The organism is Cupriavidus mimosae (genome assembly GCF_023952485.1).
Classification (GTDB): Bacteria; Pseudomonadota; Gammaproteobacteria; order Burkholderiales; family Burkholderiaceae; genus Cupriavidus; species Cupriavidus taiwanensis_C.
The window spans coordinates 269,587-293,059 of record NZ_JALHRY010000002.1 but is presented as its reverse complement, the minus strand read 5'-3'; the positions used below and the strand labels follow the sequence as shown (position 1 = coordinate 293,059).

At 68.5% G+C, this 23,473-nt stretch carries 21 protein-coding genes; 11 read left to right on the top strand and 10 right to left on the bottom strand.

Features of this window, described 5'->3' with window-relative positions; genetic code table 11:
• Nucleotides 1-17 precede the first annotated feature (17 nt).
• From MKD50_RS05360 to MKD50_RS05330, 7 genes are all read right to left on the bottom strand, one after another.
• The gene (locus MKD50_RS05360) at nucleotides 18-443 is read right to left on the bottom strand and encodes a type II toxin-antitoxin system VapC family toxin (RefSeq protein ID WP_240072512.1); all 426 of its coding nucleotides are present in this window, start codon (nucleotides 441-443) and stop codon (nucleotides 18-20) included.
• Nucleotides 430-666 (bottom strand): FitA-like ribbon-helix-helix domain-containing protein, encoded by a 237-nt coding sequence (locus MKD50_RS05355; RefSeq protein WP_115704394.1) that lies wholly within the window; start codon nucleotides 664-666, stop codon nucleotides 430-432. The genes MKD50_RS05360 and MKD50_RS05355 overlap by 14 nt, the downstream gene beginning before the upstream one ends.
• Nucleotides 667-1,039: 373 nt before the next feature.
• Complete coding sequence (locus MKD50_RS05350; RefSeq protein WP_252666602.1) at nucleotides 1,040-2,758, bottom strand: TRAP transporter large permease; 1,719 nt, start codon at nucleotides 2,756-2,758, stop codon at nucleotides 1,040-1,042.
• 12 nt (nucleotides 2,759-2,770) lie between these two features.
• Nucleotides 2,771-3,370 (bottom strand): TRAP transporter small permease subunit, encoded by a 600-nt coding sequence (locus MKD50_RS05345; protein ID WP_115704390.1) that lies wholly within the window; start codon nucleotides 3,368-3,370, stop codon nucleotides 2,771-2,773.
• Between the two features lie 295 nt (nucleotides 3,371-3,665).
• Complete coding sequence (gene argH, locus MKD50_RS05340; protein WP_115704388.1) at nucleotides 3,666-5,084, bottom strand: argininosuccinate lyase; 1,419 nt, start codon at nucleotides 5,082-5,084, stop codon at nucleotides 3,666-3,668.
• 132 nt (nucleotides 5,085-5,216) lie between these two features.
• A complete protein-coding gene (locus tag MKD50_RS05335; protein WP_252666601.1) occupies nucleotides 5,217-5,972 on the bottom strand; it encodes an anti-sigma factor in 756 nt (251 codons plus the stop codon).
• Entirely contained in the window at nucleotides 5,969-6,568 is a 600-nt protein-coding gene (locus tag MKD50_RS05330) for a sigma-70 family RNA polymerase sigma factor (RefSeq protein ID WP_115704384.1), read from the bottom strand. Before MKD50_RS05330 ends, MKD50_RS05335 begins: the two co-directional genes overlap by 4 nt.
• Before the next feature lie 154 nt (nucleotides 6,569-6,722).
• Here MKD50_RS05330 and MKD50_RS05325 point away from each other — a divergent pair, with 154 nt between their 5' ends.
• Nucleotides 6,723-7,334: a ferritin-like domain-containing protein gene (locus tag MKD50_RS05325; RefSeq protein WP_115704382.1), complete on the top strand. Its 612-nt coding sequence runs from the start codon at nucleotides 6,723-6,725 to the stop codon at nucleotides 7,332-7,334.
• 255 nt (nucleotides 7,335-7,589) lie between these two features.
• On the opposite strand, the gene ppc is transcribed toward MKD50_RS05325, so the two are convergent.
• Nucleotides 7,590-10,634 (bottom strand): phosphoenolpyruvate carboxylase, encoded by a 3,045-nt coding sequence (gene ppc / locus MKD50_RS05320; protein WP_252666600.1) that lies wholly within the window; start codon nucleotides 10,632-10,634, stop codon nucleotides 7,590-7,592.
• Nucleotides 10,635-10,708: 74 nt separating this feature from the next.
• On the opposite strand from ppc, the gene hemC reads away from it, so the two are divergent.
• The 3 genes from hemC to MKD50_RS05305 are packed head-to-tail and all read left to right on the top strand — an operon-like array spanning nucleotide 10,709 to nucleotide 15,086.
• The gene (hemC, locus tag MKD50_RS05315) at nucleotides 10,709-11,719 is read left to right on the top strand and encodes a hydroxymethylbilane synthase (RefSeq protein ID WP_252666599.1); all 1,011 of its coding nucleotides are present in this window, start codon (nucleotides 10,709-10,711) and stop codon (nucleotides 11,717-11,719) included.
• 9 nt (nucleotides 11,720-11,728) lie between these two features.
• The gene (gene hemDX / locus MKD50_RS05310) at nucleotides 11,729-13,891 is read left to right on the top strand and encodes a fused uroporphyrinogen-III synthase HemD/membrane protein HemX (protein ID WP_252666598.1); all 2,163 of its coding nucleotides are present in this window, start codon (nucleotides 11,729-11,731) and stop codon (nucleotides 13,889-13,891) included.
• Nucleotides 13,892-13,895: 4 nt separating this feature from the next.
• Nucleotides 13,896-15,086 carry a heme biosynthesis protein HemY gene (locus MKD50_RS05305; protein ID WP_115704374.1) on the top strand — a complete coding sequence of 397 codons (1,191 nt, stop codon included), beginning with the start codon at nucleotides 13,896-13,898 and terminating at the stop codon, nucleotides 15,084-15,086.
• Nucleotides 15,087-15,107: 21 nt separating this feature from the next.
• On the opposite strand, the gene MKD50_RS05300 is transcribed toward MKD50_RS05305, so the two are convergent.
• Nucleotides 15,108-16,667 (bottom strand): cryptochrome/photolyase family protein, encoded by a 1,560-nt coding sequence (locus tag MKD50_RS05300; RefSeq protein ID WP_252666597.1) that lies wholly within the window; start codon nucleotides 16,665-16,667, stop codon nucleotides 15,108-15,110.
• Between the two features lie 137 nt (nucleotides 16,668-16,804).
• On the opposite strand from MKD50_RS05300, the gene MKD50_RS05295 reads away from it, so the two are divergent.
• The 7 genes from MKD50_RS05295 to MKD50_RS05265 all read left to right on the top strand — a co-directional run bounded on the left by MKD50_RS05295 (nucleotide 16,805) and on the right by MKD50_RS05265 (nucleotide 22,493).
• Nucleotides 16,805-17,512, top strand: coding sequence for a pseudouridine synthase (locus MKD50_RS05295; protein ID WP_252666596.1), 708 nt, complete (start codon nucleotides 16,805-16,807; stop codon nucleotides 17,510-17,512).
• 198 nt (nucleotides 17,513-17,710) lie between these two features.
• Entirely contained in the window at nucleotides 17,711-18,283 is a 573-nt protein-coding gene (locus MKD50_RS05290) for a YqgE/AlgH family protein (protein ID WP_025583981.1), read from the top strand.
• Nucleotides 18,276-18,701, top strand: coding sequence for a Holliday junction resolvase RuvX (gene ruvX / locus MKD50_RS05285; RefSeq protein WP_010813827.1), 426 nt, complete (start codon nucleotides 18,276-18,278; stop codon nucleotides 18,699-18,701). The genes MKD50_RS05290 and ruvX overlap by 8 nt, the downstream gene beginning before the upstream one ends.
• Entirely contained in the window at nucleotides 18,698-19,234 is a 537-nt protein-coding gene (gene pyrR / locus MKD50_RS05280; RefSeq protein ID WP_252666595.1) for a bifunctional pyr operon transcriptional regulator/uracil phosphoribosyltransferase PyrR, read from the top strand. Before ruvX ends, pyrR begins: the two co-directional genes overlap by 4 nt.
• 102 nt (nucleotides 19,235-19,336) lie before the next feature.
• Nucleotides 19,337-20,308 carry an aspartate carbamoyltransferase catalytic subunit gene (locus MKD50_RS05275; protein ID WP_115704367.1) on the top strand — a complete coding sequence of 324 codons (972 nt, stop codon included), beginning with the start codon at nucleotides 19,337-19,339 and terminating at the stop codon, nucleotides 20,306-20,308.
• Between the two features lie 71 nt (nucleotides 20,309-20,379).
• On the top strand, nucleotides 20,380-21,663 hold the full coding sequence (locus tag MKD50_RS05270; RefSeq protein ID WP_252666594.1) for a dihydroorotase: 1,284 nt from the start codon (nucleotides 20,380-20,382) through the stop codon (nucleotides 21,661-21,663).
• Nucleotides 21,660-22,493 (top strand): lysophospholipid acyltransferase family protein, encoded by an 834-nt coding sequence (locus MKD50_RS05265; protein WP_252666593.1) that lies wholly within the window; start codon nucleotides 21,660-21,662, stop codon nucleotides 22,491-22,493. The genes MKD50_RS05270 and MKD50_RS05265 overlap by 4 nt, the downstream gene beginning before the upstream one ends.
• 35 nt (nucleotides 22,494-22,528) lie before the next feature.
• On the opposite strand, the gene MKD50_RS05260 is transcribed toward MKD50_RS05265, so the two are convergent.
• Nucleotides 22,529-23,377 (bottom strand): symmetrical bis(5'-nucleosyl)-tetraphosphatase, encoded by an 849-nt coding sequence (locus MKD50_RS05260; protein ID WP_252666675.1) that lies wholly within the window; start codon nucleotides 23,375-23,377, stop codon nucleotides 22,529-22,531.
• Nucleotides 23,378-23,473 lie beyond the last annotated feature (96 nt).

Below are 23,473 nucleotides of genomic sequence, written 5' to 3'. Positions count from 1 at the left end.
CCAAGGCGGGGCCCTTTCTATTTGTCCTGGCTGAACGGATTCATCACCATCGTGCCGGTGCCGCGGAAGTCCGCGACATTGCGCGTGACGATGGTGAGGCGGTGGATCAGCGCGGTGGCGGCGATGAACTTGTCCAGCGCGTGCTCGGGCCGCGCCGCGCGCAACTGGCCCCAGACCTGCGCGACCTCGGCATCGACCGGCAGCACATGGCGGCCGAAGTCCTCCAGCACATGGGCCAGCCAGCGCTCCAGCAGCGCCGCCTGCACCGCGTCGCCGCGATGACGGATCAGGGCCACGCCGCGCTGGAGTTCGCCCACGGTCAGCGCCGACAGGTAGAGCGCGGTCCCATCGCGCGCTGCCTGCCGGAAGAAGGCCCGGACGCCGGGGTTGGCGCGCTCCCGCTTGCGGGTCTCGCTGATGACGTTGGTATCAATCAAATACACGCGGCGCCTCGCCCGTATCCTGGATGCGCTCGAAGTCGGCGTCATGCCCGACCTCGGGCATGACGGACAGCACTTCGGCAAAGCTGCGCCGGGCCGTGCCGCCCAACGCATGCGCCAGGATGGCGCGGTGTTCGGCCTCGGCGCTGCGGCCATTGGCCGCGGCCTGCTCGCGCAGGCGCTGGACCAGCGCTTCATCGACGCCACGAACCAGTAGGGTTGCCATCGTGAACTCCTCACCGTTGGATGGCGTGATGATAGCATTGTTATCATTACGGCGGTCACGTATCGATGGCAGGCAGTAGATCGGGGTCGCGGCGAAATGCCCCGCGCATTTGGTGCTAGGCATGGTGTTCTCCTGGGTCATGGGCTGGACGCAGGAACCAGTCTGGGCCGTGTCGGCCCGCTGGTCGATGAGCCGATTCGCATTTGCGCGGCTTGCCTCGCCGGGCGCGACGCCTGCTTCAGCGGCATCGCGCGCTGGTTGAAGCACCATAAGGCAATGCTGGCGCCGGGCGGCGGGCCATGGCACGCCGCAATGAAAAAGCCCCGCATTGCTGCGGGGCCTGGGCTTGCCGGAGACTGCCGCCAGGGCAGGTTTACTTCTTCTTCTCGAACTCGAACTGCGGCGCGGCCGATTCGCTTTCCGCGGGAGGCTGGGTCGGCAATTCAAGCGACCCGGACTCGGCCGGCGCGGAAGCCGGGCCCGGAATCGACAAGCTCGGCGCGGCCGGTTTGGGGCTGCTGCCTTCCAGGTCGATGTTCAGGTCGCGCGTGATGCTGCGGTCCTGCGCCTTCTGCGTGCCGGTGCTGACCAGGCCGGGGAAAACGATGATCAGCGCCACCATCACCAGCTGGATCACCACGAACGGCACCGAGCCCCAGTAGATATCGGAGGTCTTGACCTCGCGCGGCGCCACCGAGCGCAGGTAGAACAGCGAGAAGCCGAACGGCGGATGCATGAACGAGGTCTGCATGTTGACCGCCAGCAGCACGCCGAACCAGATCAGGTCGATGCCGAGCTTGTCTGCCACCGGTCCCACCAGCGGCACCAGGATAAAGGCCAGCTCGAAGAAGTCGAGGAAGAACGCCAGCAGGAAGAACAGCACGTTCACCGCCACCAGGAAGCCGGTCTGGCCGCCGGGCAGCGCGGTCAGCAGGTGCTCGACCCAGATATGGCCATCGACGCCGTAGAACGTCAGCGAGAACACGCGCGCGCCGATCAGGATGAAGATCACGAAGGCCGACAGCTTGAGCGTGGCTTCCATGGCCTGCCTGGTCAGGCCCAGGTCGAGGCGGCGCTTGACCATGGCCAGGATCAGCGCCCCGAGCGCGCCCATGCCGCCGCCTTCGGTCGGCGTGGCCACGCCGATGAAAATGGTGCCGAGCACCAGGAAGATCAGCGCCAGCGGCGGGATCAGCACGAAGGTGACCTTCTCCGCCATCTGCGACAGCAGGCCGAGCTTCAGCGTCTTGTTGATCACCGCCAGCACGAAGGCGAACAGGATCGCCGCGCCCACCGAGATCACCAGGCGCTCATCCAGCGGCGCCGAGGGCTTGTAGAACATGTCCACCAGCACGCCCACTGCCACCGCCAGCGCGGTCAGCACCAGTACCGAGGCCGCGCCGCTCTTGCCGCTGGGCTCGCGGAAGGTGCGTGCCTCGAGCGGCAACGCCGGCGCCGCGGCAGGCTTGACGAGCGTGACCATCAGCACGTACAGCATGTACAGGCCGGTCAGCACCAGGCCCGGCACGAACGCGCCCTTGTACATGTCGCCCACTGAGCGGCCGAGCTGGTCGGCCAGCACGATCAGCACCAGCGACGGCGGGATGATCTGCGCCAGCGTGCCCGAGGCCGCGATCACGCCCGAGGCCAGCCGCTTGTCGTACTTGTACTTGAGCATCAGCGGCAGCGAGATCAGCCCCATCGAGATCACCGAGGCCGCCACCACGCCGGTGGTCGCCGCCAGCAGCGCACCGACAAAGATCACCGCGTAGGCCAGGCCGCCGCGGATCGGGCCGAACAGCTGGCCGATGGTGTCGAGCAGGTCCTCGGCCATGCCCGAGCGTTCCAGGATCAGGCCCATGAAGGTGAAGAACGGGATCGCCAGCAGCGTATCGTTCTCGATGATGCCGAACAGCCGGCTCGGCAGCGCCTGCAGCAGCTCGGGCGGCAGCATCCCCAGCTCGATGCCGATGAAGGCGAACAGCAGCCCGTTGGCGGCCAGCGCAAAGGCGATCGGGAAGCCCGACAGCAGGAATACCACCAGCGAGGCGAACATGATCGGTGCCATGTTCGCAATCAGGAATTGCGTCATCGTGCGCGCCTCTTATCGTTTTTCAGACGCGGCGGTCTGGTTGGCCTCGGCGATCGCGGCGATCTCCAGCGCCGGGTCGACCGCGTGCTTGCGGAAGGCTGAGAACGGCAGGTCCCCCTTCAGGTAGGCGAAGCGCTTGATCAGCTCCGACAGGCCCTGCAGGATCATCAGGGCAAAGCCCGCCACGATCAGGAACTTGGCCGGCCAGCGGATCAGGCCGCCGGCGTTGCCGGACATTTCATGGCCGGCGTAAGACAGCCAGAAATAGGGGATCGACAACCAGAGAATGATGACGGAGATCGGCAGCAGGAAGAACAGGATGCCGAACACATCGATCCAGACCTGGGTGCGCTCGGAGAAGCGGCCGGCGACGACGTCGATGCGCACATGCTCGTCGCGGCGCAGGGTGTACGGGGCGCCGAGCAGGAACACGCCGGCGAACATATACCACTGCAGTTCGAGCCAGGCGTTGGAACTGATGCTGAAGCTGTAGCGAATGATGGCGTTGCCTGCGCAGACCAGCACGGCCAGCAGGACCAGCCATTTCGCCCACTGCCCGATGAAAGCATTCACGGCGTCGATAAGCCGCGAGATCCTCATGAGGGAAGACATGTGATCGTCCTAGGATTGGGGGATACAGGGGTGGCGCGTTAGTCTACGGCGTCGACGGCCCCGCATCTTTAGGGTGAATCCCCAGTGCGTCACATTTTCCGGTCGATTTGCACCAGTTATGTGCAGATTTGCTGGCCATGCCACGCCGATTCGATATTCCCGGATGGGAAATCGGCGCAAGGCCGCGTCCGCTTCATGCAATCTGCAACAGTCGTCGGTGCGCCGGCGGAGAGAAAAGAAAAACGGGAGCCTGCGCTCCCGTTTGCGGCTTGCCGGATTACCCGGGAAAGGACGATCAGCCGTTCAGCGCGGTGCGGGCCGCGGCGATGGCCGCGCGCACCTGGTCCGGCGCGGTGCCGCCGATATGGTTGCGCGCCGCGACCGAGCCTTCCAGCGTCAGCACCGCGTGCACGTCGTCGCCGATCAGCGTGGCCTGGTCGCCCAGGCCGGAGACTTCGCGCAGCTCGGCCACGGTCAGGTCGGCGAGGTCGCACTGGCGGCCGTCGCAGGCGCGCACGGCGTGGGCCACGGCCTCGTGCGCATCGCGGAAGGGCAGGCCCTTCTTCACCAGGTAATCGGCCAGGTCGGTGGCGGTGGCATAGCCCTGCAGCGCCGCGGCGCGCATCGCTTCGGGCTTGACGCTGATGCCCGGCACCATGTCGGCGAAGATGCGCAGCGTGTCGACCACGGTGTCGACGGTGTCGAACAGCGGCTCCTTGTCTTCCTGGTTGTCCTTGTTGTACGCCAGCGGCTGGCCCTTCATCAGCGTCAGCAGGCCGATCAGGTGGCCGTTGACGCGGCCGGTCTTGCCGCGCGCCAGCTCGGGCACGTCGGGGTTCTTCTTCTGCGGCATGATCGAGCTGCCGGTGCAGAAGCGGTCGGCGATGTCGATAAAGCCCACGCGCGGGCTCATCCACAGCACCAGCTCTTCCGAGAAGCGCGACACATGGGTCATCACCAGCGCCGCGGCGGCGCAGAATTCGATGGCGAAGTCGCGGTCCGAGACGGCATCCAGCGAATTGCGGCAGACGCCGTCGAAGCCCAGTTGCTGCGCGACGAACTCGCGGTCGATCGGGTAGCTGGTGCCGGCCAGCGCGGCGGCGCCGAGCGGCAGGCGGTTGACGCGCTTGCGGCAGTCGGCCATGCGCTCGGCATCGCGTGTGAACATCTCGTTGTAAGCCAGCAGGTGGTGGCCGAAAGTGACCGGCTGCGCCACCTGCAGGTGGGTGAAGCCGGGCAGGATGGTGTCGGCGTTCTGTTCGGCCAGGTCGAGCAGCGAGGTGCGCAGCGCGCCCAGCAGCACGATGATGTTGTCGATCTCGCTGCGCAGCCACAGGCGGATGTCGGTGGCGACCTGGTCGTTGCGCGAGCGGCCGGTGTGCAGGCGCTTTCCGGCATCGCCCACCAGCGCGGTCAGGCGCGCCTCGATGTTCAGGTGGACGTCTTCCAGGTCCAGCTTCCATTCGAAGCTGCCGGCTTCGATCTCGCCACGGATCTGCGCCATGCCGCGTTCGATCTCGGCGCGGTCGGCCTCGGCGATGATGCCCTGCTTTGCCAGCATGGCCGCGTGGGCCAGCGAACCCTGGATGTCGAACAGGGCCAGGCGCTTGTCGAAGAACACCGAGGCGGTGTAGCGCTTCACCAGGTCGGACATCGGTTCGGAGAAGCGGGCGGACCAGGCTTCGCCTTTCTTGGCAAGTTGGGAGGTGGACATGGACGTCGGCTGCAGTGGCTCGCGCGGCAGGCGGCCGGCGTGCGGACGGCGGCGGGCGCGAAAAATTGGGAAACGGCGATTATATCGCCCGGCGGCGCGCTGGCGGTGCCGGCCGCGACGGCGGGGCGGTGGTCAAGGCCGGCTGTGGATCACGGGCCCCTTGAACACCACCGGGCCGCTGGGCCCGTCGGCGCTCGGCGAGCCGCCGGCCGGCTCGATGCTGACGGCCAGTGCTGGCACGGCTACCGGCCCTTGCGCCAGGGCGAGCCTCGCCTGGGGCACACCGCCGATCAGGCCCAGGGACTGTGGCTTGCCGCGTTCCGGCAGCGCCCACAGCTGCAATACTTGCTGATCGCTCAGCTTCAGGTGATCCAGCCGCCGCACCACAAGATCGCCGCTGCCTGCGTCCCATGACACCAGCATGGCCGGCCGCGCGCGCTCGTCGTTGAGCACGGCAATGACTTCGCCGGGAGCCGCCTCGCGCTGACCCGCCAGGTGCATGCCGATGCCGATGGCCAGCACCGCCACCAGCGCCATCGCCGCCGCCGCACCACGCCAGAATACCGGCGCCGACCACAGGCGCTGCCACCAGCTGCCGGCGCCGTCGGGGCCTGGGGCGCCGGCTGCGGCGGGTGGACTGCGATCCTCGGCCGCCTTCCAGCCAAGCCGTTCCTCGATCCCGCACCAGACCTTGTCGACCGGCTCGGCCGCCGCCTGCAACTCGGCCACGCCGGCAAGGCGCGCCTGCCAGCGGTGGATCGCCGTGCGCACCGCCGGCTCTTCATGTGCCAGCCGCTCCAGGCGCCGGCGCGCGCCGCCGCGCAGCACGCCCAGCGCGTACTGGGCGGCGATCCGGTCGAGCAGGTCGGGATGGCTGGCCAGGTTCATGCCGCGCCCTCCATGCAGCTGCGCAGCCGCTCCAGCCCGCGCCGGATCCAGGACTTGACCGTCCCCAGCGGCGCGCGCAGGCGCTCGGCCAGCTCGGCGTGGCTCAGGTCCTGCAGGTAGGCCAGCATGATGGCCTGGCGCTGCGACTGTTCCAGCCGCTGCAGGCAGCGGTTGAGCGCGCGCGCCTGCTGGCTGGCCTCGGCCAGTTCGGCGGGCCCGGCGGCGTCGTCCGCCAGCCACTCGGCCAGGTCCTGCTCCAGCTCGGCGGTCTGCGGCACGCGCGCCGCCGCCGCCCGGCGCAGGCAGTCGAGCGCGCGGTTGCGCACGATCGCGGTCATCCACGTCATCGGCGCGGCCAGCTGCGGCCGGTAGTCGCCGGCGTGGTGCCAGATGCTGACAAAGCTTTCCTGCACAACGTCCTCCGCCCAATCGCGCCTGCCGGTAATACGCAGCGCAAGGCCAAACAGTTTCGTCGCGGTGAGGTCGTAGAGCGCGCGCAGCGCCTGGCGCTCGCCCACGGCAACGGCCTGCAACAGTCCTTCCAGCCGGTCGGGGCTGGCGGGCGTGGCATAGGACGGCTGCGGGGAAGGCGGCACCGGGACGGGTCCTTGCAAGGAGGCTTTGCCGGATTATAGGTAGCGCCGCATCCACGCGCATCCAAACGCCCGCCAGCTGCGTAGATGCAGACAGGCGCAAGCCAGGCACCCCGTACCAGGGGCACCACGTTGTCATCCCTCACAGGAGCACACCATGGACCGCATCTCCCAGACGCCGGCGCGCGAGCCCGGCTCCATCGTCACGCTGCCGGACGCGCGCCGGCGCGGGCTGCTCAAGGCGCCCGGCCTGTTCGCGCTGGGCTCGCTGGCCGTGATCACGCTCGGCGAATCGATGCCGGCGTGGGCGCAGACGCAATCGGGCAGCACCAAGGACGACATCAATATCCTCAATACCGCGCTGGGGCTGGAATACCAGGCGATCGCGGCCTACCAGGTCGGCGCCGAAAGCGGGCTGCTGCAGAAGCCGGTGCTGGCCACCGCGGTCAAGTTCCAGGACCACCACAAGGCCCATGCGCAGGTGCTGGCCGGGACGGTGTCGAAGCTCGGCGGCACGCCGGTGACGGCAAAGAAGGCGTCGGCGTATGAGTTTCCGACCGAAAAGCTGAAGACGCAGGCCGACGTGCTGCGCTTTGCCGCGGGGCTGGAGAAGGGCGCGACCGCGGCTTACCTCGGCGTGCTGCCGAATTTCCACAACCGCGAGCTGACGCGCGCGGCCGGCAGCATCCTCGGCGACGAGGCGATGCACTGGGCGGTGCTGCTGCACGCGCTGGGTGAAGATCCGGTGCCGGGGGCGTTTGTGGGGTGAGGCGGTTGAAGCTTGCCGGGGGGGTGCTCCCCTCTCCCGCGCGCGGGAGAGGGGCAGGGGGTGAGGGCAGGAGCGTCAAAGGCAGAGGCCGGTGGGTTAACACCGTTGGCCTTGCTTGATGTGGTTCCTGGTCAAACCGCCCCTCACCCCGACCCTCTCCCCGTGAGGGGAGAGGGAGAACACCTTGCCTGGGCCAGGTCGGGCGGCTTGGGAGCACCCAAAACCGCTCTCTTTGGCCGAGGTTAGGTTGGGCTGTCAACCCGTATTGCGCAACCCCGCCGCCACACCGTTGATGGTCAGATGGATGCCGCGCCGTACGCGGATGTCATCGCCATCCTTGCCCGAGCGGAAGCGCTTGAGCAATTCCACCTGCAAGTGGTTGAGCGGATCCAGATACGCAAAGCGGTTCTTGATCGAGCGCGCCAGCAGCGGGTTGTCCGCCAGCCGCTCCTGGTGGCCGGTGATCAGCGTCAGCATCTCGCAGGTCAGGTGCCATTCCTTGCTGATGCGGTTGAAGACGTTGCGGCGCAGCGCGGCGTCGTCGCACAGCTGGGCGTAGCGCGAGGCCACGGCGAGGTCGGTCTTGGCCAGCACCATGTCCATGTTGGACAGCAGCGTCGAGAAGAACGGCCAGGTCTTGACCATGCGCCGCAGCGTGGTGACGGCCTGCTTGCGCGCCTTGTCGTCCGGCGCGCTGTCGAGCAGCGAGCGCACCGCGCTGCCGAAGCCGTACCAGCCCGGCAGCAGCAGGCGGCATTGCCCCCACGAGAAGCCCCACGGGATCGCGCGCAGGTCTTCGATGCGGCGGTTCTTCTTGTCCATCAGCTTGCGCGAGGCCGGGCGCGAACCCAGGTTCAGGTCGGCGATCTCGGTGATCGGCGTGGTGGCGAAGAAGTAGTCCTTGAAGCCCGGAGTCTCGTAGACCAGGTCGCGATAGGCGGTGAAGGCGCGGTCCGACAGCTGCTGCATCACGGCCTCGAAGGTGTCCAGTTCCCTGGGCGCGTTCTGCTGCGGCAGCAGCGAGGCCTCCAGCGTCGCTGCAACCACCGTTTCCAGGTTGCGCCGGCCGATCTCGGCGTTGGCGAACTTGCTGTTGATGATCTCGCCCTGCTCGGTCAGGCGGATCTGGCCGTTGACCGTGCCGGGGGGCTGCGACAGGATCGCGTCGTAGGTCGGGCCGCCGCCGCGGCCGACCGTGCCGCCGCGGCCGTGGAACAGGCGCAGCTTGACGTTGCGCTGCTCGAACAGCTGCACCAGTTCCAGCTCGGCCTTGTACAGCTCCCAGGTGGAGGTCAGGAAGCCGCCGTCCTTGTTCGAATCCGAGTAGCCGAGCATCACTTCCTGCTCGACCCCATGGTGGGCGAGCACCGCATCGAAGCCCGGCAGGTCCAGCAGCGACTGCATGATGCCGGCGGCGTTGCGCAAGTCTTCGATGGTCTCGAACAGCGGGATCACCATCAGCTCCATGCGCGCCGGATCGGTCTTGCTGCCCAGCGTGCCCTGCAGCATGCCGGATTCCTTCTGCAGCAGCATCACCTCGACCAGGTCCGACAGCGTCTCGGTGTGCGAGATGATGTAGTTGCGCGCGACGCGCTTGCCATAGCGCGCACGCAGCTCGCGCGCGGCGGCGAAGATCGCCAGTTCCTTGCGGGTCTGCTCCGAGTACTGGTGCCACGGCAGCGTCAGCAGGCGCGGCTGGCGCAGTTCGGCCAGCAGCAGTTCCAGCTTGCGCGCCTCGGGCAGCGCGGCGTAGTCGGGCGCGATGCCGGCGGCGGCGAAAAGTTCGGCGATGACCGCCTCGTGCACGTCGGAGACCTGACGCATGTCGACCGAGGCCAGGTGGAAGCCGAACACGGCGATGGCGCGGGCCAGGGCATCGATGCGGTGGCTGGCCAGGGCCTGGCCGTGGTGCGCGCGCAAGGAGTCGATCACCACCTGGATGTCGGCGCCGAAGGCCTCGGCGCTGTCATAGGGCTCGGCCGGCGCCACCGGGCGGCGGGTCGCGGCATGTCCGCTCAGCGCCTTGCAGGTGGCGGCCAGGCGCGCATAGATGCCGATCAGCGCGCGCCGGTAGGGCTCGTCGGCGCGGTGCTCGGAATGGTCGGGCGAGCGCTCGGCCAGCGCCAGCAGTTCCGGGCTGGCATCGACCATCAGCATCGACATCGACAACTCGGCACCGAGCGCGTGGACTTCGTCCAGGTACCAATCCAGGATCAGCTGCGCCTGCTGGCCGGCGGCGTGCGCCAGGGTCTCGGCGGTCACGTTGGGGTTGCCGTCGCGGTCGCCGCCGATCCAGGAACCCATCTGCAGGAACGGCGCCAGCGGCGCGGCTTGCGTGCCCGAGGCGCCAGCGGCGCCCTTGCGCTTGCGCGTCCCCGGGAACACTGCGGCGATGTCTTCTTCCAGCTCGCTCATCAGCTGCGGGATGCCGCGCAGGAAGGTGGTGCGGTAGTACGACAGCGCGTTCTCGATCTCGTCGGCCACCGTCAGGCGCGCGTCGCGCAGCATGCGGGTCTGCCACAGCGTGGTGACCTTGGCGCGCAGCTGCGCGGTGTTGTGCTCGCGCTCGCGCGCGGTCATCGGCAGGTCGCGCTCGGCCAGCAGGCGGGCGATCTCGCGCTCGGCGTCGAGGATGCTCTTGCGCTGGACTTCGGTCGGGTGCGCGGTCAGCACCGGCACGATCAGCGCCTCGTCCAGGAACTTGCGCAGCTGCTTGCCGGTGACGCCGGCGGCGTCGATCTTTTCCAGCGCGTGCTGAAGGCTGCCGTCCTGCGGCGGCGAGCCGGCCAGCGCATGCACGCGGCGGCGGCGGTTGTGGTGCTGGTCCTCGGCGATATTGGCCAGGTGCGAGAAATAGCTGAAGGCGCGCACCACCTGGTTGGTCTGGTCGCGCGACAGGCGCTTGAGCAGCCGGTCAAGCTCGGCGCCGGCGGCGCGGTCGTTCTCGCGGCGGAAGCGCACCGCGGTCTGGCGGATGGTTTCGACCACCTCGAAGGCGGCGTCGCCTTCCTGCTCGCGCAGGCAGTCGCCCAGCAGGCGGCCCAGGAAGCGGATGTCCTCGCGCAGCGGCACGTCCTTGTCAGCGGTGCGGGCGGTGCGGCGGGTGGGGGCGGCGGCGATGGTGGTTCCGTTGCTCGACACGATCGAAAGCGTGGGCTTGGTAGAACGCTTGGCTGCGCGGGGGGCGGAGCGGGGCGGTTTAACGTTGGTTGCGCCGGTTGCGTCACCTTTCGCGGCGGACGAATCCTTGGCGGCCGTGCCGGTCTTCCGACCGTTGGGCCGCGCAGCATGCTGCGTCATGCAATCTCCTCTTGCTTCTCTAAGCTTATCTAATGGTGCGGAGGGGCGATTGGGGCGCGTGCTACCATTGACGCATGTCGTCCGCCACCCCGTCTTCCGCTACCGCTGTCGTGTCTCGCAACCATCCGCAAAAGCTCGTCATTGCCTCCCGAGAGAGCCGTCTGGCGCTGTGGCAGGCAGAACATGTGCGTGCTGCATTGCAACAATACTATCCCGCGTGCGACGTGTCCATTCTTGGCATGACTACCCGGGGAGACCAGATTCTAGACCGTACGCTGTCGAAAGTCGGCGGCAAGGGTCTGTTTGTCAAAGAACTGGAGTTCGCGATGGACGAAGGCCGGGCCGACCTCGCGGTGCATTCGCTCAAGGATGTGCCGATGGAGCTGCCCCCGGGCTTCACCCTGGCCGCGGTGATGGAGCGTGAAGACCCGCGCGACGCGCTGGTGTCGTCCGCTTATGCGTCGCTGGACGAGATGCCGCCCGGCACCGTGGTCGGCACTTCCAGCCTGCGCCGCGAAGCTGCCTTGCGCAGCCGCTACCCGCACCTGGTGATCAAGCCGCTGCGCGGCAACCTCGACACGCGCCTGGGCAAGCTCGATCGCGGCGAATATGGCGCCATCATCCTGGCTGCCGCGGGCCTGAAGCGGCTCGGGCTGGGCGACCGCATCCGCGCGCTGATCCCGGCCGAGGCGTCGCTGCCGGCCGCGGGGCAGGGCGCGCTGGGCATCGAGACCCTTTCCACCCGCCCCGAACTGGCCGAATGGCTGGCGCCGCTGAACCATCAACCGACCGCGCTGGCCGTGACCGCCGAACGCGCCGTGTCGCGCCGGCTGGGCGGCTCGTGCCAGGTCCCGCTGGCGGCGCACGCGCGCTGGGACGGTGACCAGCTTCGGCTGGAGGCCTTCGTCGCCTTGCCCGACGGCAGCCGCGCCATCCGCGCCGCGGCGGCGGGGCCCGCCGCCGACCTGGCTGCCGCCGAAGCGCTAGGCCAGGCTTGCGCCACCGACCTGCTGGCGCAGGGCGCCGAGTCGATCCTCGCCGCGCTGGCCGATTCAGGCGACGCCGCTGCTCCATCTCCCGCCTGAGGCTGCCCGATGCCCCGCCCGACCGTCGTTGTGACACGACCCGCCGGGCAGTCCCGGCAACTGACCGAGGCCCTGCAGGGCGCCGGTCTGGATGTACTCAGCTTCCCGCTGCTCGCGATCGGCCCGGCCGCTGACGACGCGCCGCTGCGCGCGGCGCTGGCGCGGCTGGAGACGTTTGCGCTGGTGGTGTTCGTCAGCCCCAATGCCATTGCCTTTGCACTAGACGCGCTCGCCGGCGTGCAGGGCTCGGCCGTGGCGCGCTGGCCGGCTCAGGTCGCGGTGGCAGTGGTCGGCCCCGCCAGCGTCGCCGCGCTGGCCGAGCGCGGCATCGCCGCACCGGCGTATCGCGTGATCGCGCCCGCGGGCGCCAGCGGCAACGGGGCGGGGCATGACGATACGGTGCCCGATGCCGAGGCGCTGCGTTTCGATTCCGAGGCGCTGTGGGCGCAGCTCGATCCCGCCGCACTGGCCGGCAAGCCGGTGCTGATCATCCGCGGCAACGGCGGACGCGACTGGCTCGGCGACCGCCTGCGCGAGGCCGGCGCCCAGGTCGAAGCCGTCGAGGCCTACCAGCGCACGCTGCCCGAACCGACTGCGATGCAATGGCAGGCCGTGCGCGACAACCTGCGTCCCGGCGCCGCACCGCATGCCTGGCTGCTAACCAGTTCCGAGGCGGTGCGCAACCTCGACGTGCTGGCACGGCAGCATCTGTCGCCCCAGGAAGACGCTTCCCTGCGGCAGGTGCAGTGCATCGCGCCCCATGCGAGAATCGCCGAACAGGCGCTGGCGCTGGGCTTCGCCCATATCCAGCGTGCCGCGCCCGGCGATGCCGGCCTGCTGGCGGCGTGCCTGCAGTGGGCCGATGCTTATGCTGGTCCTCCACCTGCTGGCCCCGCGCCCGCCGGTCCTGCGCCATCGAGCCTGCCGGCGCCGACCGCACCGGCGGCCGCCAAGCCGGTCGAAGCAACGCCGCCGGCCGCCAGCGCGCCTGCCGCAGTCCCTGCAATGTCAACGAAGGTCGAACGCGTGACGCAAGAAACCACGTCCTCCTCCGCTACGCCGCCGCCCGGCGCGGCCTCTGTCCACACGGCGCAGTCCGCGCAAGGGGTGCCGCCGCAAGGCGCCGGCCACGCCGGCGCCCGTCCCGCCGCGCGCCGCTCCGCCGCGCTATGGGCGCTGGTCGCCGTGCTGGTGGTGGCGACCGCCGGCGGCTTCTGGTGGCTGCAGCAGCGTGTCGACCACCTGACCGGCGAGCTGGCGCGCCGCCAGCAAAGCAACGACGCGCTGGTGCAGGAGTCGCGCGTGCTGACGCGCAACGCGCAGGACACCGTCAAGGAACTGCAGGCCAAGGTCGGCGCACTGGAGAACCAGGTGGGCGAGACCCGCGACAAGCAGGTGGCGCTGGAGCAGGTCTACCAGGACCTGATGCGTAATCGTGACGACTGGGAAATCGCCGAGATCCAGCAGTTGCTGACCAGCGCCGGCCAGCAGCTGCAGCTGACCGGCAACGTGCAGGTAGCGCTGGCCGCGCTGCAGAGCGCCGACGCGCGCCTGGCGCGCGCCGACAAGCCGCAATACAACCTGCTGCGCCGGGCCATCGCGCGCGACGTGGCGCGCATGAAGGCGGTGCCCGACACCGACCTGACCGGCGCCGCGATCAAGCTGGACGAAGCCATCAACCAGGTCGATGCGCTGCCGCTGCTGTCGAGCGAGCGCATGCTCGAACGCAGCGAGGCCGATGCCCGCAAGGGCGCCGCCGCCAACGGTGGCAATGGCGCCAGCGCGCCGGCCGCCGCCAACGGCACCGGCCCGGGCTGGTTCACCCGCTTCTGGGACTACCTGCGCGAAGAACTGGCGCAGGTGATCCGCATCCGCAAGGTCGACGATGCCGAGGCGCTGCTGCTCTCCGGCGACCAGGGCTGGTTCCTGCGCGAGAACGTCAAGCTGCGCCTGCTCAATGCGCGCCTGGCGCTGCTGTCGCGCAACGAGCCCGTGTTCCGCAACGACCTGGCCGCGGCGCAGGCGATGATCGGCCGCTATTTCGATACCAAGTCGCGCCGCGTGCAGGGTGTGCTGACGCTGCTGCGCCAGGCGCAGGCCGGCGCGGTCACGGTGCAGCTGCCGACCATGGCCGAAAGCCTGGGCGCGCTGCAGGCCCTGAAGAAGGAGTAAGCCCATGCGCCTTCTGTTCTGGGTTGCGGTCCTGTTCGGCGGCGCCGTCGGGCTGGCCCTGTTCACGCAGTTCAACCACAGCAATGTGGTGCTGTTCTATCCGCCGTACCGCGTCGAGTTGTCGCTGAACCTGGCGCTGGCGCTGCTGCTGCTGATCTTCTTCGTGGTCTGGACGGTGATGTCCACCATCCGCCATCTGGCCGAGATGCCACGCCGCGCCGCCGCCTACCGGGAGCGCAGCCGCATGGGCAAGGCCCAGGCAGCACTGCGCGAGTCGATCGAAAACCTGTTCGCCGGCCGTTTCGCCCGCGCCGAGCGCTGCGCGCGCGAAGCCCAGTCGTGGGACGACCAGGCTCAGACCGCCGCGCTGATCGGCGCGCGCGCCGCCCACCGCATGCAGGAAACCGAGCGGCGCGACGCCTGGATGGCGCAGGTGACCGACCCCGAGCGCGAGCAGGCCCGGCTGGTGTCGATGGCCGAGCTGCTGGTCGACGCCCGTGACGCCGACGGCGCGCTCGAAACCATCGCCCAGCTGCAGTCGCAGGGCGCGCGCCAGATCCACGTGCAGCGCATCGCGCTGCGCGCGCACCAGCACCTGAAGAACTGGTCCGAAGTGCTGCGCCTGGCGCGCTCGCTGGAGAAGCGCAACGCGCTGCATCCGGTACTGGCGCTGCGGCTCAAGCAGATGGCAGTCGAAGCCATGCTGGAAGAGCGCCGCCACGATGCCGAGGCGCTGTCGGAGTTCTGGCGCTCGCTGTCCGCCGACGAGCGCCGCGCCACCCGCATCGCCGAACCGGCGGCGCGCTACTTCGCCGCACTGGGCCGGCAGAACGAGGCCCGCCGCATCATCGAAGACGCGCTCAAGGTCAACTGGGACAGCCGCCTGGTGCTGCGCTATGCCGAATGCGCCGTGCCCGGCCATGCGCTGCCGCAGATCCAGCAGGCCGAGAAATGGCTGGCCGCGCATCCCGCCGACGCCGACCTGTACTACACGCTGGGCGTGCTGTGCCTGGGCGAGAAGCTGTGGGGCAAGGCGCAGTCCAGCTTCGAGCGCGCGCTCAAGTATGCCGACCCCGACCAGCAGCGCCGCCTGCGCGTGCGCACGCACCTGGCGCTGGCGCGGCTGTTCGAGGAAACCGAGCGCTTCGAAGACGCTCAGCGCCACTATCGCGAAAGCGCGATGCTGGCCGCCTGAGCGGCACGGCGGCCGGCGCATTCAGTCCTCCGCGCCGGCGCCCTTCGCCTTCAGCTTCTCCACCTGCTTTACCGCTTCATAGCGCCGCAGCGTTTGCTGGCGCGCCACGTCGTGCTGCACCAGCGGGCGCGGGTAGTTGTCGCCCAGGCGCACGCCGGCCTCGGCCAGCACGGTTTCCGGGGCGGTCCACGGCGCATGCAGGTACTTGTCCGGCAGGGCTGCCAGCTGCGGCAGGTATTTGCGGATAAAGCGGCCCTGCGGATCGAACTTCTGCGATTGCGTTACCGGATTGAAAATGCGGAACCACGGCTGCGCGTCGCAGCCGGTGGACGCGGCCCATTGCCAGCCGCCGTTGTTGGCGGCCAGGTCGAAATCATTGAGCTGGTCGGCAAAATACTGCTCGCCGCGACGCCAGTCGACGCCGAGGTCCTTCACCAGGAAGCTGGCCGTGACCATGCGCAGGCGGTTGTGCATATAGCCGCTTTGCCGGATCTGCAGCATCGCCGCGTCGATCAGCGGATAGCCGGTGGCGGCGTCGCGCCAGGCGCGGAAATAGCGCTCGCCGGTGTCGCCGTCCTGCCAGCGGATGGCGTCATAGGCTGGCTGGAACGACGCGCCGGCGGCCACACGCGGATGGTGATGCAGGATCATGAAGTAGAAATCGCGCCAGATCAGTTCCGACAGCCACACCGCCGCGCCCGCGCTGTCGGCGCCGCCGCACAGCATGACAGCGTGCGCGGTGCGCGCCAGCGTGCGGATCGAGATGGTGCCGAAGCGCAGGTGCACCGACAGGTAGCTGGGGCCGCGCAGGGCAGGGTAGTCGCGCCGGCGGCCATAGTTGCCCATGCGCCCGGTGAATTCCTCGAACAGGGCCTGGGCACCCGATGCGCCGGCGGGCATCGCGATCTCCGCGAGGTTGCTGGCGCCAAAGCCGAGCTGCGCGAGCGTCGGTACCGGCTGGCGGTACGCGGCGGGCACCGGCGCCAGCGCCGGCAGGTATGGGTCGACGGGATACGGGCGCAGGTCGAACGGCTCCACGCTCCTGAGCCAGGCGTTCTTGTACGGCGTGAACACCGAAAACGGCTTGCCCTGCCCGTTCAGGATCTCGTCGCGCTCGAACACCGCCTGGTCCTTGAAGGTAAAGAGCGCGCAGGACTGTTCCGACAGCGCCTGGCGCACCGCTTCGTCGCGGGCATTGGCAGCGGGCTCGTAGTCGTGGTTGGCGAAGACCGCCTCCACCTCCAGTGCGCGCGCCAGCGCCGGGATGGCGGTCTGCGCGCGGTCGTGCACCGTGATCAGGCCGCCGCCGGCTGCGGCCAGTGTCCCGGCGAGTTCCACCAGCGATTGCCGGATGAATTCGACCCGCCGGTCGGCTTGCAGCCCGCGCGCGAGCAGCGGGTCCAGGATGTCGCGGTCGAACACGAACACGCACCACACCTGCGCGCAGTGCCGCAGGGCATAATGCAGCGCCGCGTGGTCGGTGGCGCGCAGGTCGCGCCGGAACCAGACCAGTCCGCGCGCAAAGGTCTTGCCGATCCGGTACGGTGGCCGGGACGTAGCCGGGGTGGCTGCTGCCTGCATGTTCGCTTGCCTGTCTGACGGGTTTGCCGGCGCTGAACCTTGTGCAACGCCGGATCGATCGCGCCGATACCCTAACATAGCGGTACAGGAGCCGGCCGCCGGCCGCCATGCCGCTACCCCATTCTCTACAGAAGCTCATGACTCTCGACCGTATTCTTCAATCCCAGGGATTTGGCACGCGCCGGTACTGCGGCGACCTGATCGCCGCCGGGCTGGTCGAGGTCAACGGCGAACTCTGCGACGACCCGCGCACGCAGTTTGAAGTGGACGGCTTGCGCCTCACTGTCGATGGCGAGGAATGGCTGGCCTGCACCAAGGCTTACCTGATGCTGAACAAGCCCGCCGGCTATGAATGCTCGCAGCGCCCGCGCCATCACCCCAGCGTCTACAACCTGCTGCCGGTGCCGCTGCGCCAGCGCGAGGTGCAGGCGGTGGGGCGGCTCGACCACGACACCACCGGACTGCTGCTGCTGACCGACGACGGCCAGTTCATCCACGCCCAGACCTCGCCCAAGCGCAAGGTGCCCAAGATCTATGAAGTGACCACCGCCGAGCCGGTCACAGCCGAGCAGGCCCAGGCGCTGCGCAGCGGCGTGCAGCTGCTGGATGAACCGGCGCCGATCGCGGCGGAAGCCTGCGAGATCACCGGCGAACGCAGCCTGCGGCTGACGCTGGTGCAAGGCAAGTACCATCAGGTCAAGCGCATGGTCGCGGCCGCGGGCAACCACGTCGACGCGCTGCATCGCAGTGCCATCGGCGGCCTGCAGCTGGACCCGGCGCTGGCCGAGGGCGAGTGGCGCTGGCTGACGGCGCCGGAACTGGCTGCGCTGACCGGCAAGGAATGAGCCATCACGGTATCAAACGCCACCGTCATTCCCGCGCAGGCGGGAATCCAGTGACTTTTGAAGACGCTGGGTTCCCGCTTGCGCGGGAACGACGGTGGTTATCTGAACGGCATTCAGCCGCTGGCGCGCCGCTTGCTGCACTGGAACGTCCGCCAATCTTTTCCGGAAGACCCCCGGCGATTTGATAAAATGCAAGGCATGGCGAAGCCCGAAGCACCCATCAATCTGACCAATCAGTTCCTGATTGCCATGCCCGGCATGGCCGATCCGACCTTTTCGGGTTCCGTCGTCTACATCTGCGAACACAACGAGCGTGGCGCGCTCGGGCTGGTGATCAACCGGCCCATCGACATCGACATGGCCACGCTGTTCGACAAGATCGACCTCAAGCTCGAGATCCAGCCCGTGGCGCACCAGCCGGTCTACTTCGGCGGCCCGGTGCAGACCGAGCGCGGTTTCGTGCTGCACGACCCGGTCGGCGTCTATGTGTCGTCGCTGGCCGTGCCCGGCGGGCTGGAGATGACCACCTCCAAGGACGTGCTCGAGGCCGTGGCCAATGGCAGCGGCCCGCACCGCTTCCTGCTGACGCTGGGCTATTCCGGCTGGGGCGCCGGCCAGCTGGAGGAAGAACTCAGCCGCAACGGCTGGCTCACGGTCCAGGCCGATCCCGAGATCATCTTCAGCGTGCCGCCCGACGAGCGCTTTGCCGCCGCTATCCGGCTGCTCGGCATCGACTTCACCATGCTGTCCGGGGAGGCCGGGCATGCCTGATGCCGTGGGGCGTGAACTGCCCCGCGACGGCACGGTCCTGGCATTCGACTACGGCGAAAAAAAGATCGGCGTTGCGCTGGGCAACTTCATCACGCGCGAGGCGCGGGCCCTGACCATTCTTCCCAATATCACCGTCGAGGGCCGCTTCGAGGCCGTGGCTGCGCTGATCCAGGAGTGGAACCCGGTGCAGCTAATCGTCGGCATGCCGGTCAACCCCGAAGGCGGCGAGCAGCCGTCGATGAAGCTGGCGCGGCGCTTCGGCAACCAGCTCAACGGCCGCTTCGGCCTGCCGGTGGAATGGGTGGACGAGCGCTATACCTCGCGCGCCGCGTCGATGGCCGGCGCCCGCCGCGGCGAACTCGATGCCGAGGCCGCCCGCATCATCCTGCAACAGTACTTCGACCAATTCCCGCTATGACGCAGATTTCCGTTCCCGACGCCGAGTCGCTGTACCGCAAGCTGCTGGAGCAGGCGCAGGCACTGATCCCCGAGGCCGAGCGCGCGCGCTGGTCGGTGGCCGGCATCCATTCCGGCGGGGCATGGATCGCCGCGCGGCTGGCGGCGGACCTGCAGTTGCCCGAGCACGGCGTGATCAACGTCGCCTTCCATCGCGACGACTATGCCAAGAAGGGGCTGCACAGCCAGGCCCAGCCGACCACGCTGCCGTTTGCCGTGGACGAGCGCAACATCCTGCTGATCGACGACGTGCTGGCCACCGGCCGCACCATCCGCGCCGCCGTCAACGAGCTGTTCGACTACGGCCGCCCCGCGCGCGTGGCGCTGGGCGTGCTGGTCGACCGCGGCGGGCGCCAGCTGCCGATCGCCGCCGACCTGTGCGCCGCCGGGATGGGGCTGCCGCCCGGCACGACCCTGGTGCTGTCGCGCCAGGGCGAAGGCGCCGGCGCACAATTCGCCTTCGCGATCGAACCTACCGATTCCGCCACCGGCTGAACCGGCACCGAGGGCGTGCCCGGCGCGCCCCACAGACCGGCAGCCCGAAAGCCAGCCCGAGACCAGACCACCTCCCCGTTTTTTGCCCGCGCCCGACCAGCCATGACCAAGACGTTCCGCAACCCGCAGCTCACCAAGAACGGCGAACTGAAGCACCTGCTGTCGATCGAGGGGTTGTCGCGTGACATGATCACGCACATCCTCGACACCGCCAGCCAGTTTGTCTCGCTGTCCGACTCCGACCGCGATGTCAAGAAGGTGCCGCTGCTGCGCGGCAAGAGCGTGTTCAACCTGTTCTTCGAGAACTCCACCCGCACCCGCACCACCTTCGAGATCGCCGCCAAGCGGCTGTCGGCGGACGTGCTGAACCTGAACATCAACGCGTCGTCGACCAGCAAGGGCGAGTCGCTGCTGGACACCATCAACAACCTGTCGGCAATGTCCGCCGACATGTTCGTGGTGCGCCATGCCAGCTCGGGCGCGCCTTACCTGATCGCCGAGCACGTCGCGCCGCACGTGCACGTGATCAACGCCGGCGACGGCCGCCATGCCCACCCGACGCAGGGCCTGCTGGACATGTACACCATCCGGCATTTCAAGAAGGACTTCACCAACCTGACGGTGGCCATCGTCGGCGACATCCTGCACTCGCGCGTGGCGCGTTCCGACATCCATGCATTGACCACGCTGGGCGTGCCCGAAGTGCGCGCCATCGGCCCGCGCACGCTGCTGCCATCCGGGCTGGAGCAGATGGGTGTGCGCGTGTTCCACAACATGGAAGAGGGCCTCAAGGGCGTCGACGTGGTCATCATGCTGCGGCTGCAGAACGAGCGCATGAGCGGCGCGCTGCTGCCCTCGGCGCAGGAATACTTCAAGGCCTACGGCCTGACGCCGGAGCGCCTGGCGCTGGCCAGGCCGGACGCCATCGTGATGCACCCGGGGCCGATGAACCGCGGTGTCGAGATCGACTCCGCCGTGGCCGATGGCTCTCAATCCGTGATCCTGAACCAGGTGACCTTCGGCATCGCCGTGCGCATGGCGGTGATGGGCATCGTTGCCGGGAACAACGACTGATGCCGGCCAGCCACACCCCGCACGCCAGCCAGAACACACCGAACCAGCCCAGCGACACGACAAGCCAAGCTATGAAGATTCACATCCAGGGCGGCCGCCTGATCGATCCGGCCAGCAACACCGACGCCGCGCAGGACCTCTATATCGCCGCCGGCAAGATCGTCGGCGTCGGCAGCGCCCCGGCGGACTTCACCGCCAACAAGGTCATCGACGCCAAGGGGCTGATCGTGTGCCCCGGCCTGGTCGACCTGTCCGCACGCCTGCGCGAGCCTGGCTACGAATACAAGGCCACGCTCGAATCCGAAGTGGCCGCCGCCACCGCCGGCGGCGTGACCAGCCTGGTCTGCCCGCCCGACACCGACCCGGTGCTCGACGAGCCCGGCCTGGTCGAAATGCTGAAGTTCCGCGCCCGCACGCTGAACCAGACCCACGTCTACCCGCTCGGCGCGCTGACGCTGGGCCTGAAGGGCGAGACCCTGACCGAGATGGGCCAGCTGACCGAGGCCGGCTGCGTCGGCTTCAGCCAGGCCGAGGCGCCGGTGCGCAACACCCAGGTGCTGCTGCGCGCGCTGCAATACGCCCAGACCTTCGGCTTCACTGTCTGGCTGCGCCCGGAAGACCCGTTCCTCGGCGGCGGCGTCGCCGCCAGTGGCGCGGTCGCGTCGCGCCTGGGCCTGTCGGGTGTGTCGGTCATCGCCGAGACCGTGCGCCTGCATACCATCTTCGAACTGATGCGCAGCACCGGCGCGCGCGTGCACCTGTGCCGGCTGTCGTCCGCCGCCGGGCTGGAACTGGTGCGCCAGGCCAAGCGCGAAGGGCTGAAGGTGACCTGCGACGTCAATATCCACCATGTCTCGCTGACCGACATGGATATCGGCTACTTCAATTCGCAGATGCGTTTCTCGCCGCCGCTGCGCAGCCCGCGCGACCGCGACGCCATCGTCGCCGCGCTGGCCGACGGTACCATCGACGCGCTGTGCTCGGACCATACGCCGGTCGACGATGACGAGAAACTGCTGCCCTTCGCCGAGGCGTCCCCGGGCGCAACCGGCCTGGAACTGCTGCTTCCGCTGACCCTGCGCTGGGCCACCGAGCACAAGGTTCCGCTGGCCCAGGCGCTGGCCCGCATCACCGCCGAGCCCGCCCGCGTGATCGGCCTCAAGGCCGGCACCCTCGCCGTCGGCAGCGCCGCCGACGTGTGCGTGTTCGATCCCAGGCAAGTGTGGAAGGTCGAGCGCCGCTCCCTCAAGAGCCAGGGCAAGAACTCGCCATGGCTCGGCTACGAAATGGAAGGCAAGGTCCGCATGACCCTGGTCGGCGGGCAAGTCGTCTACGGCAACCACGCCCAGGCATGATCTGGCTGCGCAAGACCGCGCTGGTCCTGCACCTGCTGCGCGGGTTGCTGACCTGCGCCTTGCTGTTCCCATGGCTGGGCGTGCGCTCGCGCGCATGGCATATCAGGCGCTGGTCGCGGCGTTTGCTGCGGATCTGCGGGGTGGAAGTGGAGGTGGTCGACGCCACTGGCGCCGCGCACACCGGCGCGGCGCGGCAGGGGGCGATGGTGGTGTCCAACCACATCTCGTGGCTGGACATCTACGTCATCCACAGCTGGCAGCCGGTGCGCTTCGTCGCCAAGTCCGAGATCCGCAGCTGGCCGCTGATCGGCTGGCTGTGCGACAAGACCGGCACCATCTTCATCGAGCGCGCGCGCAAGCGGGACGCGCATCGCGTGTTGCATGACATTACGGATGTGATGCTGCAGGGCGATCTGGTCGGGGTGTTTCCGGAAGGGACGACGACGGATGGGACCAGCGTGCTGCCGTTCCATGCCAACCTGATGCAGGCGCCGATTTCGGGCGGGCTGCCGGTGCAGCCATTGGGCCTGAACTACCTCGATGCTGCCACCGGCCAGCCGACGCTGGCCGCCGCCTATATCGGCGACACCACGCTGCTGCAATCGCTGGAGGCGGTCCTGCGCGCGCCGCGGATCAAGGCGCGGCTGGTGGTCGGGCCGGCGCTGGTGCCGGCCTCGGGCGACCGCCGCGAACTGGCGGCTTCTGCAAGGGAAGTCGTCGCCCATCTCAGCCAGGGCGCCGCGGAGCATGCCGCCACGGCAGCGCAGCGGCTGAATCAGCCCTCAGAACCGGGCGGCGCGGCGCAACCGGCGTCCGCTGCCATCGGCTAGCCACCCTGTCGTCCCCGCCAACGCGGGATAGCGAGTCACGCCAGCGGATCGCAATATTGCGGGCAATCCACCTGGATGACAGTCCGCTCGGCAGGATCCCGCGCCAGGCGCGCAGCCGTCAGCTTGCCACCCCAGACGCAACCCGTATCCAGCGCCATCAGGTTCGGCCGCATGACCAGGCCCAGCGTCGACCAGTGCCCGCAGACTACCGTCACCTCCTCGGTGCGCCGCCCCGGCACATCGAACCATGGCATGAACCCTGCCGGCGCCTTGCCCGGGCCGTCCTTGGTCTTGAAGTCCATCACCCCGTCGATCGTGCAGTAGCGCAGGCGGGTGAGGGCATTCACCACCACGCGGTGACGGTCGATGCCGCGCAGGCCGTCGTGCCAGCGGTCAGGCGTGTTGCCGAAGATGTCGGCGAGGAAGCCTTGCCAGTTGGGGCCTTGGAGCTGTTCTTCGACTTCACGGGCAAGGTCGATCACCTGGGCTGCGGTCCACTGGGGCAGCACACCGGCGTGGACCAGCAGGAAGTTGTTTTCCAGCAGGGCAAGCGGGCGGTGGCGCAGCCAGGTGAGCAGATCGTCACGGTCAGGGGCGGCGAGGATGTCGCCCAGGGTGTCGTGGCGGCCTTTCTTGCGTACACCGGAGGCGACTGCGAGAAGGTGGATATCGTGGTTGCCAAGGACGGTTTCGGCACGATCGCCCATGGCGCGTATGGTGCGCAAGGTTGCGAGAGAGGCGGGGCCACGGTTGACGAGATCGCCGACCAGGCGCACGGCCGGCTGCGCCGGCAGGCGGGCGAGCAGGGCGTCCAGCGAAGGTGCGCAACCTTGCAGATCACCGATTGCGTAAAGTGATGGATGTGTAACTTTATTGTTGGGCATCTGGTCCAGGGAGAACAAATTCGCTTCTATTTGTAGTTTTGTGACCGATATACCGTGGCACGGTTACATGAGGCTACAAAAAGTGGGAGGCAGCCC

Bases quoted from the DNA above. Each gene is read 5' to 3' on its own strand.
- MKD50_RS05355 (WP_115704394.1), bottom strand. From the start codon at position 666: ATGGCAACCCTACTGGTTCGTGGCGTCGATGAAGCGCTGGTCCAGCGC.
- MKD50_RS05350 (WP_252666602.1), bottom strand. From the start codon at position 2,758: ATGACGCAATTCCTGATTGCGAACATGGCACCGATCATGTTCGCCTCG.
- MKD50_RS05345 (WP_115704390.1), bottom strand. From the start codon at position 3,370: ATGTCTTCCCTCATGAGGATCTCGCGGCTTATCGACGCCGTGAATGCT.
- argH (WP_115704388.1), bottom strand. From the start codon at position 5,084: ATGTCCACCTCCCAACTTGCCAAGAAAGGCGAAGCCTGGTCCGCCCGC.
- MKD50_RS05335 (WP_252666601.1), bottom strand. From the start codon at position 5,972: ATGAACCTGGCCAGCCATCCCGACCTGCTCGACCGGATCGCCGCCCAG.
- MKD50_RS05325 (WP_115704382.1), top strand. From the start codon at position 6,723: ATGGACCGCATCTCCCAGACGCCGGCGCGCGAGCCCGGCTCCATCGTC.
- ppc (WP_252666600.1), bottom strand. From the start codon at position 10,634: ATGACGCAGCATGCTGCGCGGCCCAACGGTCGGAAGACCGGCACGGCC.
- hemC (WP_252666599.1), top strand. From the start codon at position 10,709: ATGTCGTCCGCCACCCCGTCTTCCGCTACCGCTGTCGTGTCTCGCAAC.
- hemDX (WP_252666598.1), top strand. From the start codon at position 11,729: ATGCCCCGCCCGACCGTCGTTGTGACACGACCCGCCGGGCAGTCCCGG.
- MKD50_RS05305 (WP_115704374.1), top strand. From the start codon at position 13,896: ATGCGCCTTCTGTTCTGGGTTGCGGTCCTGTTCGGCGGCGCCGTCGGG.
- MKD50_RS05300 (WP_252666597.1), bottom strand. From the start codon at position 16,667: ATGCAGGCAGCAGCCACCCCGGCTACGTCCCGGCCACCGTACCGGATC.
- MKD50_RS05295 (WP_252666596.1), top strand. From the start codon at position 16,805: ATGACTCTCGACCGTATTCTTCAATCCCAGGGATTTGGCACGCGCCGG.
- MKD50_RS05290 (WP_025583981.1), top strand. From the start codon at position 17,711: ATGGCGAAGCCCGAAGCACCCATCAATCTGACCAATCAGTTCCTGATT.
- ruvX (WP_010813827.1), top strand. From the start codon at position 18,276: ATGCCTGATGCCGTGGGGCGTGAACTGCCCCGCGACGGCACGGTCCTG.
- pyrR (WP_252666595.1), top strand. From the start codon at position 18,698: ATGACGCAGATTTCCGTTCCCGACGCCGAGTCGCTGTACCGCAAGCTG.
- MKD50_RS05275 (WP_115704367.1), top strand. From the start codon at position 19,337: ATGACCAAGACGTTCCGCAACCCGCAGCTCACCAAGAACGGCGAACTG.
- MKD50_RS05270 (WP_252666594.1), top strand. From the start codon at position 20,380: ATGAAGATTCACATCCAGGGCGGCCGCCTGATCGATCCGGCCAGCAAC.
- MKD50_RS05265 (WP_252666593.1), top strand. From the start codon at position 21,660: ATGATCTGGCTGCGCAAGACCGCGCTGGTCCTGCACCTGCTGCGCGGG.
- MKD50_RS05260 (WP_252666675.1), bottom strand. From the start codon at position 23,377: ATGCCCAACAATAAAGTTACACATCCATCACTTTACGCAATCGGTGAT.